The organism is Mycolicibacterium grossiae (assembly GCF_008329645.1).
Lineage (GTDB): Bacteria > Actinomycetota > Actinomycetes > Mycobacteriales > Mycobacteriaceae > Mycobacterium > Mycobacterium grossiae.
Map to the genome: position 1 here is coordinate 873326 of NZ_CP043474.1, position 16590 is coordinate 889915.

18 protein-coding genes and 1 tRNA gene are annotated in these 16590 nt (G+C 70.6%); 6 read left to right on the top strand and 13 right to left on the bottom strand.

What is annotated here, in order from left to right:
• Positions 1-2 precede the first annotated feature (2 nt).
• Together FZ046_RS04285 and FZ046_RS04290 are read left to right on the top strand one after the other, a co-directional pair.
• Positions 3-1796 carry an alpha/beta hydrolase gene (locus FZ046_RS04285; RefSeq protein WP_246182902.1) on the top strand — a complete coding sequence of 598 codons (1794 nt, stop codon included), beginning with the start codon at positions 3-5 and terminating at the stop codon, positions 1794-1796.
• 98 nt (positions 1797-1894) lie between these two features.
• The gene (locus FZ046_RS04290; RefSeq protein WP_070352931.1) at positions 1895-2344 is read left to right on the top strand and encodes a lipoprotein LppJ family protein; all 450 of its coding nucleotides are present in this window, start codon (positions 1895-1897) and stop codon (positions 2342-2344) included.
• A 55-nt stretch (positions 2345-2399) separates the two neighbouring features.
• Here FZ046_RS04290 and FZ046_RS04295 read toward each other — a convergent pair.
• The 3 genes from FZ046_RS04295 to FZ046_RS04305 form a co-directional block, all read right to left on the bottom strand.
• Positions 2400-2490: transfer RNA gene (locus FZ046_RS04295), tRNA-Ser, on the bottom strand.
• Between the two features lie 49 nt (positions 2491-2539).
• Positions 2540-2989 carry a nucleoside deaminase gene (locus FZ046_RS04300; RefSeq protein ID WP_070352917.1) on the bottom strand — a complete coding sequence of 150 codons (450 nt, stop codon included), beginning with the start codon at positions 2987-2989 and terminating at the stop codon, positions 2540-2542.
• Positions 2986-3504, bottom strand: a complete 519-nt coding sequence (locus FZ046_RS04305) for a tRNA adenosine deaminase-associated protein (RefSeq protein WP_070352916.1) — start codon at positions 3502-3504, stop codon at positions 2986-2988. The genes FZ046_RS04300 and FZ046_RS04305 overlap by 4 nt, the downstream gene beginning before the upstream one ends.
• A 96-nt stretch (positions 3505-3600) precedes the next feature.
• Between FZ046_RS04305 and FZ046_RS04310 the strand changes: the two genes are divergently transcribed.
• Positions 3601-4545 (top strand): prephenate dehydrogenase, encoded by a 945-nt coding sequence (locus tag FZ046_RS04310; RefSeq protein ID WP_070352915.1) that lies wholly within the window; start codon positions 3601-3603, stop codon positions 4543-4545.
• On the opposite strand, the gene FZ046_RS04315 is transcribed toward FZ046_RS04310, so the two are convergent.
• Genes FZ046_RS04315 through FZ046_RS04335 form a run of 5 tightly spaced genes read right to left on the bottom strand, consistent with a single transcriptional unit; the run spans position 4508 to position 8650 of the window.
• Entirely contained in the window at positions 4508-5107 is a 600-nt protein-coding gene (locus FZ046_RS04315) for a putative glycolipid-binding domain-containing protein (RefSeq protein ID WP_070352914.1), read from the bottom strand. The genes FZ046_RS04310 and FZ046_RS04315 overlap by 38 nt on opposite strands.
• Positions 5104-5907: an ABC transporter permease gene (locus FZ046_RS04320; RefSeq protein WP_070352913.1), complete on the bottom strand. Its 804-nt coding sequence runs from the start codon at positions 5905-5907 to the stop codon at positions 5104-5106. Before FZ046_RS04320 ends, FZ046_RS04315 begins: the two co-directional genes overlap by 4 nt.
• Positions 5904-6575 carry an ABC transporter permease gene (locus FZ046_RS04325; RefSeq protein ID WP_070352912.1) on the bottom strand — a complete coding sequence of 224 codons (672 nt, stop codon included), beginning with the start codon at positions 6573-6575 and terminating at the stop codon, positions 5904-5906. The genes FZ046_RS04320 and FZ046_RS04325 overlap by 4 nt, the downstream gene beginning before the upstream one ends.
• Complete coding sequence (locus FZ046_RS04330) at positions 6572-7690, bottom strand: ABC transporter ATP-binding protein (protein ID WP_070352911.1); 1119 nt, start codon at positions 7688-7690, stop codon at positions 6572-6574. The genes FZ046_RS04325 and FZ046_RS04330 overlap by 4 nt, the downstream gene beginning before the upstream one ends.
• Before the next feature lie 3 nt (positions 7691-7693).
• The gene (locus FZ046_RS04335) at positions 7694-8650 is read right to left on the bottom strand and encodes a glycine betaine ABC transporter substrate-binding protein (RefSeq protein WP_070352910.1); all 957 of its coding nucleotides are present in this window, start codon (positions 8648-8650) and stop codon (positions 7694-7696) included.
• Positions 8651-8814: 164 nt separating this feature from the next.
• Here FZ046_RS04335 and FZ046_RS04340 point away from each other — a divergent pair, with 164 nt between their 5' ends.
• The gene (locus FZ046_RS04340; protein WP_070352909.1) at positions 8815-9213 is read left to right on the top strand and encodes a LapA family protein; all 399 of its coding nucleotides are present in this window, start codon (positions 8815-8817) and stop codon (positions 9211-9213) included.
• Positions 9214-9224: 11 nt separating this feature from the next.
• Here FZ046_RS04340 and FZ046_RS04345 read toward each other — a convergent pair whose 3' ends face one another.
• From FZ046_RS04345 to FZ046_RS04355, 3 genes are all read right to left on the bottom strand, one after another.
• Positions 9225-10052 (bottom strand): transglutaminase-like domain-containing protein, encoded by an 828-nt coding sequence (locus tag FZ046_RS04345; RefSeq protein ID WP_070352908.1) that lies wholly within the window; start codon positions 10050-10052, stop codon positions 9225-9227.
• A gap of 72 nt (positions 10053-10124) precedes the next feature.
• Positions 10125-11168, bottom strand: a complete 1044-nt coding sequence (locus FZ046_RS04350) for a phosphotransferase family protein (protein ID WP_070352907.1) — start codon at positions 11166-11168, stop codon at positions 10125-10127.
• Between the two features lie 45 nt (positions 11169-11213).
• Positions 11214-11813 carry a histidine phosphatase family protein gene (locus tag FZ046_RS04355; RefSeq protein ID WP_070352906.1) on the bottom strand — a complete coding sequence of 200 codons (600 nt, stop codon included), beginning with the start codon at positions 11811-11813 and terminating at the stop codon, positions 11214-11216.
• 81 nt (positions 11814-11894) lie between these two features.
• Between FZ046_RS04355 and FZ046_RS04360 the strand changes: the two genes are divergently transcribed.
• Positions 11895-12659, top strand: coding sequence for an SDR family NAD(P)-dependent oxidoreductase (locus tag FZ046_RS04360; protein ID WP_070352905.1), 765 nt, complete (start codon positions 11895-11897; stop codon positions 12657-12659).
• Here FZ046_RS04360 and FZ046_RS04365 read toward each other — a convergent pair.
• Positions 12656-14560: an alkyl/aryl-sulfatase gene (locus FZ046_RS04365; RefSeq protein WP_070352904.1), complete on the bottom strand. Its 1905-nt coding sequence runs from the start codon at positions 14558-14560 to the stop codon at positions 12656-12658. The two genes, FZ046_RS04360 and FZ046_RS04365, sit on opposite strands and share 4 nt — an antisense overlap.
• 86 nt (positions 14561-14646) lie before the next feature.
• On the opposite strand from FZ046_RS04365, the gene FZ046_RS04370 reads away from it, so the two are divergent.
• On the top strand, positions 14647-15927 hold the full coding sequence (locus tag FZ046_RS04370) for an HNH endonuclease (protein WP_070352903.1): 1281 nt from the start codon (positions 14647-14649) through the stop codon (positions 15925-15927).
• Between the two features lie 30 nt (positions 15928-15957).
• Here FZ046_RS04370 and FZ046_RS04375 read toward each other — a convergent pair whose 3' ends face one another.
• On the bottom strand, positions 15958-16449 hold the full coding sequence (locus tag FZ046_RS04375) for a metallophosphoesterase family protein (RefSeq protein WP_070352930.1): 492 nt from the start codon (positions 16447-16449) through the stop codon (positions 15958-15960).
• Positions 16450-16590: the final 141 nt, after the last annotated feature.

Below are 16590 nucleotides of genomic sequence, written 5' to 3' on the forward strand. Positions count from 1 at the left end.
CCGTGCCGGTGACCCTGGATCAGGTGGCGGCGTCTCGCCCCGAGGACGTGTGTCGATCGGCAACCGCGATCGGTCACGAAGCGGCCGAGCTGTCAGAGCGAATCGCCGGCCAACGGGCCATCATCGAGACGCTTCGGGATCGCTGGCAGGGCTCCGCGTCCGAGGCTGCCGTCCGCGAGGCCGAGCCGACCGTGCACCGGATGCAGCAGATCCACGACGCCCTCGACCGCGCGCAGCGCGTATTGCACCGCGGCGCAGCCGAACTGTCCCGGACCAAGGCCTCGTTGACCGAGTCGGTGGCTCAGCTGACGGGTCGCGGATGGCAGATCGCACCCGACGGGAATGTGTCCGTCCGTCCCGGAAGCACTCTCGAACAGTGGGCGACGACGAGCCCCGCGACCGCGATGACGCTTCGGCAGCTCGCGGCGTCCCACACCACTGAGGTGCAGACGCTCCTCGCGAGGTTCGACACCTCGGACCGTCGAATCAGCCAGGATCTCCGCGGTGCCGTGGCCGGGTTGGACTTCGCGCCGGCCACCGTCGGTCCCGGCGGCGCTGCCCTGCCCGAGTCGCCGCCGTACGACGACGGCTCCCAGATCCCCGTGGCCGAGGCCCCCCGGCAGGTCAACGATTGGTGGAAGTCCCTCTCGCCGGACGAGCGGCGACGATTGCTTCACGACTGGCCGGACAGGCTCGGCAATCTGGATGGGATACCGGTCGACGATCGCAGCACCGCCAACACGACGATCATGCAGCAGGATCTCGACCGCCCTGCCGAGGTGGCGAAGGCCCGTGGCGTGACCACCGACGAGGTGCTGGCGCACCCCGAGAAGTACGGGATGGCCGGCGAGATGATGAACCGCTACGACAACGCCATGAAGGTGGACCAGGCCTTGACGCGGGCCGCCAACAGAACGGGCGCTCCGACGTTTCTGCAGGTCTACGAACCCGAGAAATTCGGCGGCGATGGGCGAGCGGCCGTGGCGATCGGCGACCCCGACCACGCGCCGAACACCGCCGTCGTCGTTCCCGGCACCGGCAACGACGTCGGGTCGGGATGGCTGGGCTCCGACAACGCGACGGATCTGTACATCGAGGCCAAGGCCGCCGATCCGAACAACCCCACGGCCGTCGTGGCGTGGATGGGCTACGACGCACCCGACTCGCCGCTCGATCCGCGCATCGGGACCACCGCACTCGCTCGCGAGGGCGGCGAATTGCTCGCCGCGGACGTCAATGCGCTGAACGCGACCCACGAAGGGGACGGGCACATGACGGTGCTCGGACACTCCTACGGGTCGACCACCGTCGCCGACGCCGCAGCCGGCTTCGGCATGAACACCGACGACGTCGTCCTCGTCGGGTGCCCCGGCACCGACATGGCGCACAGCGCCGCGGACTTCCACCTCGACGACGGTGGCCACCTCTACGTCGGCGCCACGTCGAGTGATCCCGTCACGCACCTGAGCCAGATCCCTCAGATCCCCATCCCGGGAACGGGTTTCACCGCCGCACTCGGCGACGACCCCGCGATGGGCGACTACGGCTCCACCCGCTTCAAGGCCGAGGTCCCCGGCATCACGTTTCCGTTCAGCGATCACAGCCAGTACTACGCACCGGGCAGCGAATCCCTGTTCAGCATGTCCGACATCGTCTCCGGCCACGGCGACGACCTCGAGCGCGACGGGATGACCGCGCCGCACCGCAACGACGTCTTGCGCGACCTGGGTCTACCGACCAGTCTGACCGACCCGGAGGCGTTGCGGCCGGGCACGTCGGGACACACTCATCAGTGAGGATGAACCTCGTGAAGCGAACGGCGCCGCGGTCGAAGATCCGACTGTCGACGATGCTGGCTGCCGTCGCGGTGGCCCTGACCTCGGGATGTGATGCAGTGGGCGCACTCGGCAATGACGGCGTCTCTGACCCGCTGACGCCCGAGCAGGCCAAGTCGCAGGTGATCGACGCCGCGAGAAGCGCCGTGACCGCGCTCGACCTGCAGCCGATCAAGGCCGTCCTCTGGCTCGCCTCGTGCAACGACCAGGGCGATGCGCCGTTCCGGGGCCGCATGAGGATCAGCTATCCCCTCGCCGCCACTCCCGACGCATCCGGCACGCAGATCGCCGAGATGGTTCGACGCTTGCAGGACGCCGGGTGGAGCACGCCCACGGACTTCGCCACGCACGGCTCGGCTCTACGGAAGGACGGCGTCGTGCTGGCCTTCGAGCCGCAGAGTGTCGCGGACACCACTCGAGGGATTCAGGTCTACGGCGAATGCCGGGACGTCACGACCACGAAGGGCAACGAAGGGCCGGACGAAGACGTCGCGTTGACGCCACGCTAGCGCCGCGTCGACGCGGTCCGGGCAGCATCAACCAGCCCTCGAGGACTGGAAGATGTGGCGGTGGCGGAGGGATTTGAACCCTCGGACGGGGGTTACCCGTCACACGCTTTCGAGGCGTGCTCCTTAGGCCGCTCGGACACGCCACCGTGTGGCAGCTTACCGGCACCGGGCCGCTGGCCATAATCGCGGCCGGCCTCACCGCTGGCGGGCGAAGAAGTCCTCCAACAGCAGCGCGCACTCGTCGGCGAGCACCCCGCCACGGACCTGCGGCCGGTGGGTCAACCGCCGGTCGCGCACGACGTCCCACAGCGAGCCCACCGCGCCGGTCTTCGGCTCCCACGCCCCGAAGACCAGCAGCTCCACCCGCGCCATGACCAGCGCGCCGGCGCACATCGTGCACGGCTCGACGGTCACCGCCAGCGTGGTGCCCGCCAACCGCCAGCCATCGCCCAGGACGGTGGCCGCGCGGCGCAGGGCCAGGATCTCGGCGTGGGCGGTCGGGTCCCCGAGTTCCTCACGGGCGTTGGCGGCGGCGGCGAGTTCGCTGCCGTCCGGGGCGAATACCACCGCGCCGATCGGGACGTCGGCCGGGCCCACCGTCGCCGCCGCGGCCAGCGCCCGCCGGATGGCGTCCTCCGGACTCACCGATCCAGTTTGTCGAGCACGGCGGCCATCTGGTCGCCGAACCCCATCTCCTGCGCGATGCGGGTCAACTGCTCGTCGGCGTAGTCGTCGTCGTCCAGGATGATGCTCAGCACGCCCTCGGACAGACCCAGGTCGGACAGCACGCCGAGGTCGCCCTCGGCGAACGGGTCCTCGTCCTCGAGGTCGTCCAGGTCGACGTCGGCGTCGAGCTTCTCGAGCACTTCCTCGGCGATGTCGTAGTCGAGCGCGGCGGTCGCGTCGGAGATCAGCAGACGGGTGCCCGACGGCGCCGGACGGACGATGACGAAGAACTCGTCGTCGACGTCGAGCAACCCGAAAACCGCGCCCGCACTGCGCAACTCCCGCAATTCCGTCTCGGCGGCAGACAGGTTGTTCAAGACTCCGGGACGCATCGGCGTGCACCGCCACGTGCCGTCCTCACGGACGACGGCAACGCCGAAGCCCTCGGGGAGATCCGCGGCCTGGTCCTTGGCCTGTGCTCGCTGTGCTCCCATGCCGCTAGACGCTAGTCGCGAACACACCGGTTGACCAGCGGTCCGAGCTGTGAGCGAGACGCATGATGTGCCAACCTTGAAGCCGTGGGGACACCGGTGTGCGTGCTCGGTCTCGGACTGATCGGCGGGTCGCTGCTGCGGGCCGCAACCGCAGCGGGTTGGCGGGCCTACGGCTACAACAGGTCGGTCGAGGGCGTCGAGGCGGCGCGCTTCGACGGCTTCGACGCCGACCACTCGCTCGACGACGTCCTGCGGCGCGCCGCCGCCGACGACGCGCTGATCGTCTTGGCGGTGCCGATGCCGGCGCTGCCGATCATGCTCGACCACGTCCGGCGCATCGCGCCGAACGCACCGCTGACCGACGTCACCAGCGTCAAGGGCGCCGTCCTGACCGCCGTGCGCAGGCACGGCCTCGCCGAGCGCTTCGTCGGCGGCCATCCGATGACCGGCACCGCGCACTCCGGCTGGGCCGCCGGTGACGCGCGCCTGTTCGTCGACGCACCGTGGGTGCTCAGCGTCGACGACGACGTCGACCCCAGTGTGTGGGCGACGGTCATGCACCTGGCCCTGGCCTGCGGGGCCTTCGTCGTGCCCGCCCGATCCGACGAACACGACGCGGCCGCGGCGGCCATCTCGCATCTGCCGCACCTGTTCGCCGAGGCCCTGGCCGACGGGGCGGGCGACGTTCCGCTGGCGTTCGCGCTCGCCGCGGGCTCCTTCCGGGACGGCACCCGGGTGGCCGCCACCGCTCCGGACCTGGTGCGGGCGATGTGCGAGGCGAACGCTGGCCAGCTGCTGGGGTCGCTGGACCGGGCGATCGCGACGCTGACCGCGGCCCGCGACCGCCTCGCCGACACCGGTTCGGTGGCCGACCTGGTGGAGTCCGGGCACGCCGCGCGGATGCGCTACGACAGCTTCAGCCGCCCGCAGATCCTCACCACGACGATCGGCGCACCGGACTGGCGGGCCGAACTGGCCGCGGCCGGGCGCGCGGGCGGTGTCGTCAGATCCGCGTTGCCAGTCCTGGGTAGTCGAGGATGAAGCCGTCGCCATCGACGGTCACCACGGTGTCGGCGATCGGCGACACCAGCGTCACCCCGTCCTCGCCGCCGGCGTAGCTCAGGGTCTCGAGGTCGACCGCCAGATCGGGCAGGCGGACGTAGACCACCGGCACCTCGACGGTCTCTGTGGTGCTCGCGATGCCGGCGCGCCGGATCGGCAGCGCGTTGAAGAACGGGCTGAAGACGACGTCGACGTCGAGTGCGCCCTCGAACGTCGACCGCTTCGTCTGGTTCTGGTGATCCTGCACCAGCCACATGCCCTCTTCGTCCCGGGCGATGGACAGCTGGCGCTCGCGCTCGGCGAGGGTGACGGTGAGTGACAGGCGCTTGGTGGCGCCGGCCTCGTTGGTCACCAGGTCGTACGACGCGCTGAACGCGGGATGGGCATCGGTGGCCGCCGCGACGATGCGGCCGTAGGCCTTGATGCGGTTGCCGGACAACTGGACCCGGACGGATTCCATCCGCGACGCGTCATGCGCGCGCCAGGTCAAGACGGCCGGCCACGTACCTTCGATGTCCTCCGAGCGGGCTGCTGCACTCACCCCTCTACCGTAGGCGACGGACGCTGCGCTTCGTAGCGGGTGGCCGAACTCGGACCGGATCGTGACGTCGCGGCCGCCGGCGAGGCGCTCTCGAGGGCGACCTCGTCGCCGAGGAACGGCTGCGGCATGCGGCGCAGCCGGAACCGGTCGGTGCCCGGTTCGGACGCCCACACGGCGAGCGCGAGCAGCGCGTCGAGGACGAGCGCCAGCGCCGTGACCATCAGCGCGCCGACGAGCGCCAGGTAGAACTCCCGGATCTTTATGCCGTCGATGAGGTAGCGGCCCAGCCCACCGAGACTGGCGTACGCCGCGACGGTCGCGGTCGCCACGATCTGCAGCGTCGCGGTCCGCAGCCCGCCGAGGATCAGCGGCAGCGCGTTGGGCACCTCGACGCGCAGCAGCACGCGCCGCTCCGTCATGCCCATCGACCGCGCCGCGTCGACGACGAGGCGGTCGACGTTGGCGATGCCCGAGTACGTGCCCGCCAGCAGCGGCGGGATGCCGAGCAGCATGAGCGCCACCGTCGGCGGTACCAGGCCCAGCCCCCACAGCAGCACGCCGAGCAGCAGGACGCCCAGGGTGGGCAGCGCGCGCAGCGCATTCACCCCGCTGACCACCAGGAACGTGCCCCGACCGGTGTGCCCGATCACCATGCCGATCGGCACGGCGATCAGCGCCGAGAAGACGACCGCCACCACGGTGTACTGCAGGTGCTCGACGATGCGCATGCCGAGGCCCGCGGGCCCGCTCCAGTTCGCGGCGGTGAAGATGAAGCCGAGCGCGTCGGTGAGGAAATTCATCGCGCACCCGCCTTCGCAGCACGCCTCGGCGCATTGCCCGCGCGCACCCAGGGGGTGGCGAGCTTGCCGAGCAGCATGATGAGCGTGTCGATGACGAGCGCCAGCACGAAGATCGCGATGATGCCCGCGATGATCTGGTCGCTCTTGTCGGACTGGTAGCCGTCGGTGAACCAGGTGCCCAGCCCGCCGATGCCGATCACCGAGCCCACCGACACCATCGAGATGTTGGTGACGGCGACCACCCGCAGGCTCGCGACGAGCACCGGGATCGCCAGCGGCAGTTCGACTTTGAGTACGCGCGTGAGCGGCCGGTAGCCGATCGCGGTGGCGGCGTCCAGCACGGCGGGCGGCACGGCGTCGAGCGCCTCGGGCACCGCGCGCACCAGCAGCGCCACGGTGTACAGCGTCAGCGCGACGATGACGTTGGCGGGCGAGAGGATGCTGGTCGGAATGACCAGCGGCAGCACGACGAACAGCGCGAGCGACGGGATGGTGAACACGATGCTGGCGACGACGGTGGTGAGCCGGCGCAACACCCGGGTGCGCTGCACCAGCGCCCCCACCGGCACGGCGATCACCAGCCCGAGCGCCAGCGGCAGCAGCGACAGCCACAGGTGGACGACCGTCAGCTCCCACGCGTCGTCGAGGTGGGTGAGCAGGTAGTTCACGCGGTCTGCTCACCCCAGGGATCGCGCGGCCGGGCCGCGAGCGCCGCCAGCACGTCGTCGGCCTTCACACCGCCGATCACCTGCCGGTGGGCGTCGACCGCGACGCCCAGCCCGGACGGCGAGGACAGTGCCGCGTCGAGCGCCAACCGCAGCGTGCCGTCCGGGCTGAACAGCGAGCCACCCGCGATCGTGCTGTCGTACAGCGACTTTCCGTCGCGGTGCAGGGCGACGCCGGAGCGGTCGATCCACGCGTACGGCGAGCCGTCGGGCCGCAGGACGAGTGCCCACTCTCCCTCGGCGAGGTCGAGCGCGTCGATGGCGGACTCCTGCGTGGTCCGGATGTCGTGCAGCGGAAGACCGCTGGCGGAGGTGAACTGCAGCCCGCGGTAACCGCGGTCGGCGCCGATGAAACCCGCGACGAAGTCGTTGGCCGGATTCGACAGCAGCCGCGGGGGCGGGTCGTACTGCTGCAGCACGCCGCCGCGCCCGAACACGGCGACCTTGTCGCCGAGCTTCAGCGCTTCGTCGATGTCGTGGGTCACGAACACGATGGTCTTGCGCAGGTCGTTCTGCAGCCGCACGATCTCGGTCTGCAACTCCTCGCGGACCACCGGGTCGACGGCGCTGAACGGCTCGTCCATCAGCAGGATGGGCGGATCGGCGGCCAGTGCCCGGGCGACGCCGACGCGCTGCTGCTGACCGCCGGACAGCTGGGCGGGGTAGCGGTTGGCGAGCTTGGGGTCCAGGCCCACGCGCTCCAGCACGCCGAGCGCGGCCTTGCGGGCGGCGCGGCGCGACTCGCCCTTGAGCACGGGGACGGTGGCCACGTTGTCGACCACGCGCAGGTGCGGCATCAGCCCGGCGCTCTGGATGACGTAGCCGATGCCCAGCCGCAGCTTCACCGGGTCGACGGAGGTGACGTCCTCGCCGTCGACCGTCAGCCGGCCCGACGACGGGTCGATCATCCGATTGATCATCCGCATCGACGTGGTCTTGCCGCAGCCCGACGGCCCGACGAACACCGCGAGGGTGCCCTCGGGGACGTCCAGGGTGAGGTCGTCGACGGCGACGGTCCCGTCCGGGTAGCGCTTGGTGACGTTCTCGAACGTGATCATCTGTCAGCCCCCGTTGATCGGTTGGTCGAAGCCGTTGTCCTTGACCCACTTCTCGGCGGCCTCGTCGGGGTCGATGCCGCCGTTGCCCGAGGTCTCGGTGTTCATCTCGATGAGCGCCTCGGTCGTGAGCTTGGCCGACACCGCGTTGAGCACCGTCTTGAGCTGGTCGGACATCTTCTGCGACGCCACCAGCGGCACCACGTTGGCGGCCAGGAAGTTGTTCTTCGGGTCCTCGAGGACCACCAGCCGGTTCTGCGGGATGGCGGGCGAGGTGCTGAAGATGTCTGCGGCGGTCACGGTGCCGTCGACCAGGGCCCGGACCGTCGCCGGGCCGCCGCCGTCGCTGATCGCGACGAAGTTCGACTGCGGCACGTCGAGGCCGTACTTCTCCTTCAGGCCCGGCAGTCCCTCCTTGCGGTTGATGAACTCCGACGGGCCGCCGAACTTCACCTCGGCCGAGTGCCGGGCCAGGTCGCCGATGGTCTTGAGGTTCCACCGCTGCGCGGTCTCCGAGGTGACCGCGACGGTGTCCTGGTCGTTGGCCGGTGACGGGGTGAGGATCGACAGATCCCCGGGCAGCGCGTCGTAGAGCGCCAGCAGCACGGCGTCCGGGTCGGTGGCCGTGGTGTTCTTGTCGAAATACTGCAGCAGGTTGCCGGTGTACTCGGGGATGAGATCGATCGAGTGGTCCTTGACCGCGGGCACGTACGTCTCGCGGCTGCCGATGCCGTACTGGCGGCTGATGTCGAAGCCGTTGGCCTCCAACGCCTGTGCGTAGATCTCGGCGATGATGCGCGACTCCGGGAAGTCCGCCGAGCCCACCTTGATGGTCTTGAGGTCTCCGGAGATCTGCCCGCCGCCGAGCGGATTGGAGCTGCCGCACGCCGCGAGGACGCCGATCAGCAGGACCGCGATCACCGCCAGCGCGCGCGACCGTACGGCCCGGTGTGCCGATTCCATGCGAACGTCCCTTCGACGTCGAGTGCGATGGCCAGAAGGCGACAGTAACGGCCATCGCGCGACGTCGCCCGGGTTTGGCTCGTGCGCGACGTTGGGCGCGCGGCCGAACGGTTACCCCGCGCGAAGTTGTTTCATTCGCATGTCAGAGGGGCAATGATGAACCCATGAGCACCGATCCGCACGTCCCGGCCCACGATCCGGGGAACCCCGGCTCCCTGGATCCGGCCGTGCCGGACCCCACTCTGGGCGCCCCCAACGTGGACCCCGCGCCCGCGCCGAATCCGCCGCCCCCGGCCAGCGCCGTGAAGTTCACCCGCGCCGGCGCCCTGTGGTCGGCGCTGATCGTCGGGTTCCTGGTCCTGATCGTCCTGCTGATCTTCATCGCCCAGAACACCGAGTCGGTCATCCTGCACTTCCTCGGCTGGGAGTGGAGCCTGCCACTGGGCGTCTCGATGCTGGCCGCGGCGGTGCTGGGTGGCCTCATCACCGTGCTGGCCGGCGCCGCGCGCATCTTCCAGCTGCGGCGGGCGGCGAAGAAGAACTACAAGGCCGCCATCCGCTAGCGGATCGACGCTCAGCGGATCGATACGACGTCGTGCACGGAGTCGACCGGTAGGTCGCCGTCCACCACGGCCGTGACGGTGGCGGAGTTCAGCGTGAGCGAGCCGCCGTGGTTGTCGAGGAAGGCCGTGTCCGCGGCGTCGCGACCGGTGGCGATGCGCACCAGCGACTGGCGTGGCGCGAGGCACGTCGCGTCCACCGCCCGCCAATGCCCGTCGACGAGGGCCTCCGCCACGGCGTGGAAATCCATCGGATGGCAGCCCGGCGCATAGACCGCGACGAGCCGCGCCGGGACGTTGACCGCCCGGAGCAGGGCGACCACCAGATGGGCGTAATCACGGCACACGCCCTTGCCGGACAGCAGGGTGTCGGCGGCGCCGTCGATGGGGTCCGACGAACCGGGGACGTACTGCAGGCGCCTGCCCACCCAGGCCGACACCTTCTCCAGCAGCGTCGCCGAATCGGTGTACGCGCCGAACTCGGTGGCGGCGAAGCCGAAGAACTTGTCGGCCTCGGCATACCGGCTGGGCCGCAGGTACGTCGACGGATCCAGGTCGGTGACCGCCGGCGGCTCGGCGCGGCCGACGACCGTCGCCCGGTAGTCGGCGATCAGCGTGCCCACCCCGACGTCGAACTTGTGGATCCGGTTGCGGTGCTCCCCGGTGATCTCGGCGGCCTCGATCTCCTTGCCGTCCAACGTGAACGACAGCGACTCGGTGACCGTGGCGCCCGGGTGCGGCGCGACGGCGATCTGCCATTCGACGGTGGTCGGCGCGTCGATGGACACGTCGAGGTGGGCGCCGACCTCGCGCCGCAGCTCGCTCGGGGATTCCGACGGCATGGCGACCGCCTTCCTGTTGGTGGGGGCGAGGGTCTCTACCCCACCACGATTCGCGCCAAACCGCGCGGCGGGTCAGCCGAGTTCGGCCAGCCCCATGGCGATGCACGGGGCGACCGCGGCGCCCACCTTCTCACCCATCTCGGTGCCCGACCCGATCTCGCCGCCCGCGGCGTGGCTACCCATCCGCTCGCGGAACTGGATGCCCGCGGCGATGATGCCGAGCTTGAAGTAGGCGAGCGCCATGTAGAAGTCCCAGTGCGCGAGATCCTGGCCCGAGGCGACCGAATAACGTTGTGCGAGTTGATCGGCGGGCGGGACGAGGTCGGACGCCCACGCCGCGTCGGCGTGCACGCTGTTAAAGGTGGGGTGCCGGTAGACGCACATCAGTGCCGCGTCGGAGAGCGGGTCGCCGAGGGTCGACATCTCCCAGTCGAGGACCGCACGCACGACGGTGGCGTCCTCGGCGTCGAGCATGGTGTTGTCGATGCGGTAGTCGCCGTGCACGATCGCGCTGCGCGTCTCGGCCGGGATGCGCTCGCCCAGCTTGGCATGCAGCAGCCGGACGTCGGCGTCGCGCGGGTCGTCGTCGGTCTTCACCAGGTCCCACTGCGAACCCCAGCGTCGCACTTGGCGTTCCAGGTAGCCCACGGGCCGACCGAAGCCGCCGAGACCGACCGACTCCGGGTCGACGGCGTGCAGCCGGGCCAGCACGTCGATGAGGGAGCCCACGCAGGCATCGATCGTGGCCTGGTCGCCGAGCGCCGCGAGTTCGTCGGTGTGCCGGACCACCCGGCCGGGCACGTACTCGACCATCTGGAAGGTGGTGCCGATCGCGGTGTCGTCGTCGGCCATCGCGACCGCCCGGGCGACGGGGACGTCCGTACCGGCGAGCGCGGCCACCACCGTGTACTCGCGCGCCATGTCGTGGGCCGACGGCGTCAGACCGTGCAGCGGCGGGCGGCGCAGCACCCACTGGGAGGCGTCGTCGGCGACCAGGAAGGTCAGGTTGGACCGACCGCCGGCGATCAGTTCGGCGCGCAATTCGCCGGTGCGCGGCACCCCGATGTCACGTAGGTGGCGGTCGAGGGCGGTGAGGTCGAGTCCGTCCGTGGTCACGGGACTTGTTCTACCACCGCGGCGACGGGCACCGTCGCGGGGCGCTCACCAGCGCTGGTTCCGCGGCAGTAGATCCCACACGTGCTCGACGGCGTTCACGCCGGCGACGCCGAGCTTCCCGGTGCGCGACGCCAGCAGTCGCGTGACGCCGGCGTAGTCGACCTGCACGCAGAGCAGCCGTGGCGACTGCACCGCGTCGGCCACCAGCGCGTTGATGACGCCGCCGTGGCTGAACACCGCCACCGTGTCCTCGTGCGCGGCCGCGGTCACCACGTCGTCGCGGGCCGCCAGGACGCGCGCCACGAAGGCATCCTCATCCACCCCGCCGGGCAGGTGGCCGTCGATGAGCCGCTGGATGTCCTCCTGCGAGGCCTCCTCGATGGGCACGTACTGCGCGAGGTCCCGGTCGTACTCGGCGAAGCGATCGTCGACGTCCACGGGCAGGCCCAGCGCGTCGGCGACCGGCTGGGCGGTCTGCAGGGCGCGGCGCTGCGGGCTGCTGACGAGGCGGGTGATCGGGAAGCGGGCCAGCGCATCCGGCAGCCGCTTGGCCTGTTCGACGCCGTCGGGCGCCAGGTCCGGGTCCGCGCCCTGACCGGGCTCGCTGCGCAACGGCAAGGCATGCCGGATGACGAGCAATTGCATGTCCGCTTCTCCCTTTTCCCCTGCCCCACCCTAGGGCCCGTGCGAGCATCACTGTCGACCGCGACCGGGGCAGGAGGGTGCATGGGCTACGCCGACGACCTGTTCGATCTCACCGACCGCGTCGTCCTGGTCACCGGCGGCAGCCGTGGGTTGGGCCGGGAGATGGCCTTCGCCGCGGCCGAGTGTGGCGCGGACGTGGTGATCGCCAGCCGCGACCTCGAGTCCTGCGTCATGACGTCGGAGGAGATCGCCGCGTCGACGGGCCGCACGGCGTTCCCCTACCAGGTGCACGTCGGGCGCTGGGAGCAGCTCGACGGACTCGTCGACGCCGCCTACGACCGCTTCGGCAAGGTCGACGTCCTGATCAACAACGCCGGGATGAGTCCCCTCTACGACGGGCTCACCGGCGTCACCGAGAAGCTGTTCGACGCCGTGCTCAACCTGAACCTCAAGGGCCCGTTCCGGTTGTCATCCCTTCTCGGCGAGCGGATGGTGGCCGACGGTGGCGGGTCGATCATCAACGTCAGCTCGACGGGATCACTGCGGCCAGACCCGCACATGCTGCCCTATGCCGCCGCGAAGGCCGGCCTGAATGCGCTGACCGAGGGTCTCGCCAAGGCCTACGGCCCGACCGTGCGGGTCAACACGTTGATGGCCGGGCCGTTCCTCACCGACGTCAGCAAGGCGTGGGGACTGGAGGACGACGAGGTGAACCGCTTCGCGGGCTCGGCGCTTCGACGTCCCGGCCAGCCCAGCGAGATCGTCGGCGCTGCCTTGTATCTCGCCTCCGACGCGTCGAGCTTCACCACCGGGTCGACCTTGCGGGCCGACGGCGGCATCCCCTAGGGGGTGACGATGTCGAACGCCGGGTCGGGCCGGTCGAGCACCGCGACGAGCGATGCGAAGGCCGTGGCGTCGCCGTCGACGTCCGCCCCGGGCGAGGTCTGATCACCCGCGGCCAGGGCGAGTAGGCGCAGCTTGTTCACCAGGCGCAGCGTCGCGTGCGCGGTCCCGGGATCGGCGGCGGCCTTGCGGTAGATCAGCACGCCGTTGCGCAGCGTGAGTCGGTAGTTGTCACCCGTGTCGAGGAACGTGACGTCCAGCGCGAGGTCGAGGTCCCAGGCGGCGGGCCCGTTGACGCTGATGGCCAGGACGTCGAACATCTGCTCCGGCGAGAGCTGTCCGGCCATCGTCGAGGACGTCGTGGTGGGGGTGCCGAAGTTGCCGTCCCGCAGTTCGGTGGCGCCGGCGAGGTAGAAGTTGCGCCAGGTGGCGTTCTCCGCACCGTAGGCGAGCTGTTCGAGCGTGTCGGCGTAGAGCCCACGCGCTGCGGCGTGGTCGGCGTCGGTGAACATCGCGTGGTCGAGCAACGTTGCGGCCCAGCGGAAGTCACCGCCGTCGAAGGCCTCGCGGGCAAGTTCGACCACGCGGTCGAGGCCACCCATGGCGGCGACGTAGCGCGGGCCGATGGCCTCCGGAGGGTGCGGCCACAACCGGCCCGGGTTGCCGTCGAACCATCCCATGTAGCGCTGGTAGACGGCCTTGACGTTGTGGTTGACCGATCCGTAGTACCCGTGCGCGTGCCACGCTGCCTCCAGTGCCGGGGGCAGCGGGAAGTCCTCGGCGATCTCGACGCCGGTGAACCCCTGGTTGAGCTGGCGCAGCGTCTGGTCGTGCAGGTAGGCGTACAGGTCGCGCTGTAGCGAGACGAACTCGACGATGTCCTCGCGGCCCCACGTCGGCCAGTGGTGCGAGGCGAACACGACGTCGGCGCGGTCGGCGAAGGCGTCGATGGCCTCGGTGAGGTAGCCGGCCCAGCCGTGCGGGTCGCGGACCAGAGCGCCGCGCAGCGTCAGCAGGTTGTGCAGGTTGTGCGTGGCGTTCTCGGCCATGCACAGCGCACGGAACTGCGGGAAGTAGAAGTGCATCTCGGCGGGCGCCTCGGTGCCGGGGGCCATCTGAAACTCGATCTCGACGCCATCGATGGTGTGCGTCTCGCCGGTCGAGCGAATGTCGATGGTGGGGACGATGATCGCCACCTCGCCGGTGGACGGCGTCTGACCGAGCCCGCAGCCGACCTGTCCCTGAGGTCCCCGCGCGAGCACGGTGCCGTACATGTACCCCGCCCTGCGCGTCATCGCCGTGCCCGCGTAGACGTTCTCCTGCACGGCGTGAGCGGTGAAGCCCTCGGGTGCCAGGACGGCAACCGCGCCGGCGTCGACGTCGGCCTGCGTGGTTACCCCGAGCACGCCGCCGAAGTGGTCGACGTGGCTGTGGGTGTAGATCACCGCCACGACCGGCCGGTCGCCGCGATGCTCGCGGTACAGACCCAGTGCCGCGGCCGCGGTCTCGGTGCAGACCAGCGGATCGATGACGATGACCCCGGTGTCCCCCTCCACGAACGTGACGTTGGAGAGGTCGAGGCCGCGTACCTGGTAGATGCCCGCTGCATCGTCTCCCGTCGCTCCGCTCGCCCTGGTCACCTCGTAGAGACCCTGCTTGGCGCACAACTGGGACTGTCGCCACAGGCTGGGATGCACGGATTCCGGCGGTTCCCCGGCGAGGAAGTCGTAGACGTCGTTGTTCCACACCACCCGGCCATCGGCCGCGGTGACCACGCAGGGCTCGAGTGCCGCGATGAAGCCACGGTCGGCGGCCGCGAGGTCGCGGGTGTCGTCGAAGGGAAGCCGGCCGAGGTGGTCGGCGTGGGCGGCGGTGATGGTGGCGGTCGGGGGCTTCTGCTCCATGCCGACGAGGCTGCCACCGTCGCGGCCGGCGGGGGCGGTTATCGCGCTTGATTGCGGTGTCGTACCCCCCGCGTAGCATCGAACACATGTTCGATTCATTGGCGCCGATGCCGACCGATGCCGACGAGGCCGCGCTGGCCGAACGGGTGGCGGCCCTGGAACGGCTGAAGTCGGCGGCGGCCGCCGAGCAGGCGCGCGTGACGGCACTGTGGGACGAACGGCGCCGCCGCGCCGAGGCGGAACTCGGCCTGCCCGCCGCACGACGCGGGCGCGGCTTGGCCGCGGAAGTTGCCCTCGCGCGCCGGGATTCGCCGAACCGCGGTGGCAGGCACCTGGGCTTCGCGCGGGCGCTCGTCCACGAGATGCCCCACACGTACGCCGCACTGCGCAGCGGCGTGCTCAGCGAGTGGCGCGCGACGCTCATCGTGCGCGAGTCGGCGTGCCTAGACCTCGAGGACCGGCGCGCTCTCGACGCCGAGATGTGCGGTCGGCCCGCGGATCTCGAGGGCCTCGGCGATGCGCGCATCGCGGCGCGGGCGAAGGAGATCGCCTACCGCCTCGACCCGCGGGCCGTCGTCGACCGCGCCGTGCGCGCCGAGCAGGACCGCACAGTGACGATTCGCCCCGCTCCCGATGCCATGACCTACGTGACCGCGCTGCTGCCCATGCCGCAGGGGGTGTCGGTGTACGCGGCGCTGACGAAGGCCGCCGACGCCCGCGCCGACGGCCGCGGCCGCGGGCAGACCATGGCGGACACGCTCGTCGAGCGCGTCACCGGACGCGCGGCCGACGTCCCGGTACCGGTGGCGGTCAACGTGGTGCTCAGTGACCGGTCCCTGCTCGACGGCGCCGACGAACCGGCGCGAGTGACCGGGTACGGACCGATGCCGGCCGGTCTGGCGCGCCGGCTGATCCGCCGCGCCCTCGACGACGAGCGGTCGCGCGCGACGCTGCGCCGGCTCTACGCCGAGCCGCGCAGTGGTGCGCTGGTGGCGATGGAGTCCAGGTCTCGGTTGTTCCCCAAGGCGCTGGGCCGCTTCCTCGAGGTGCGCGACGACACGTGCCGAACACCGTTCTGTGACGCGCCGATCCGGCACCGCGATCACGCGACGCCGGTCCGTCGCGGTGGCGCCACGTCGGCTACCAACGGGATCGGGCTGTGCGAGGCGTGCAACTACGCCAAGGAGGCCCCCGGGTGGGTGACCGACGCCGGCCACGACGGCCACGGGCGGCACGTCGTGCACGTCACGACGCCCACCGGGATGCGTCGCCGGTCGGTGGCGCCACCGCTACCCGGCTGCGACCGGCTCGACTGGAGCGAGGTCGAACTGCGGATCGGCGTGGACGTCACCGGGCACGCGGCCTGATCTCGGAGGCCTGATCCATGTGGCCTGATCTCAGAGGCGGTGCAACTCGACGTCGCTGAGCACCCCGTCGGACACGGTGGCGGTCATGTAGGTGCAGTGCGGCTGGCGGCGGCGGTCGGTGGGCGACCCGGGGTTCAGCAGGCGCAGACCGGTGTCGGCGGTGGTGTCCCACGGGATGTGGCTGTGCCCGAAGACGAGCACGTCGGTGTCCGGGTAGAGCCGCGCCATGCGCGCGTCCCGGCCGCCCGACGCACCCGTCTCGTGGACGACCGTCATCCGCACGCCCTCGAGCGTCACGTCGGCCCGCTCGGGCAGCCGGCGCCGCAGTTCCTCACCGTCGTTGTTGCCCCAGCAGGCGACGAGCCGCCGCGACCGGCGTTCGAGGTCGTCGAGCAGTCCGGGTTCCACCCAGTCGCCGGCGTGCACCACCACGTCCGCCCGCGCCACCTCGTCCCACACTCGAGCCGGCAGGTCGCGCGCCCGCTTGGGCACGTGGGTGTCGGCGATCAGCAGGAGGCGCATCGGATGCACCGTAGCAAGGCCGCTTTCGGGTGTTCCTCGATGCCCAATAGTTGCTGGTTCAACGACCCGTCACGGGGTACGCCGAGGCAGCCCTTTCTTGACATCCTCTGCCAAATATCGAACGATGGCCGAGAACTGGGA

Bases quoted from the DNA above. Each gene is read 5' to 3' on its own strand.
- FZ046_RS04305 (WP_070352916.1), bottom strand. From the start codon at position 3,504: ATGGGAGCACAGCGAGCACAGGCCAAGGACCAGGCCGCGGATCTCCCC.
- FZ046_RS04320 (WP_070352913.1), bottom strand. From the start codon at position 5,907: ATGAATTTCCTCACCGACGCGCTCGGCTTCATCTTCACCGCCGCGAAC.
- FZ046_RS04330 (WP_070352911.1), bottom strand. From the start codon at position 7,690: ATGATCACGTTCGAGAACGTCACCAAGCGCTACCCGGACGGGACCGTC.
- FZ046_RS04335 (WP_070352910.1), bottom strand. From the start codon at position 8,650: ATGGAATCGGCACACCGGGCCGTACGGTCGCGCGCGCTGGCGGTGATC.
- FZ046_RS04340 (WP_070352909.1), top strand. From the start codon at position 8,815: ATGAGCACCGATCCGCACGTCCCGGCCCACGATCCGGGGAACCCCGGC.
- FZ046_RS04345 (WP_070352908.1), bottom strand. From the start codon at position 10,052: ATGCCGTCGGAATCCCCGAGCGAGCTGCGGCGCGAGGTCGGCGCCCAC.
- FZ046_RS04355 (WP_070352906.1), bottom strand. From the start codon at position 11,813: ATGCAATTGCTCGTCATCCGGCATGCCTTGCCGTTGCGCAGCGAGCCC.
- FZ046_RS04360 (WP_070352905.1), top strand. From the start codon at position 11,895: ATGGGCTACGCCGACGACCTGTTCGATCTCACCGACCGCGTCGTCCTG.
- FZ046_RS04365 (WP_070352904.1), bottom strand. From the start codon at position 14,560: ATGGAGCAGAAGCCCCCGACCGCCACCATCACCGCCGCCCACGCCGAC.
- FZ046_RS04370 (WP_070352903.1), top strand. From the start codon at position 14,647: ATGTTCGATTCATTGGCGCCGATGCCGACCGATGCCGACGAGGCCGCG.
- FZ046_RS04375 (WP_070352930.1), bottom strand. From the start codon at position 16,449: ATGCGCCTCCTGCTGATCGCCGACACCCACGTGCCCAAGCGGGCGCGC.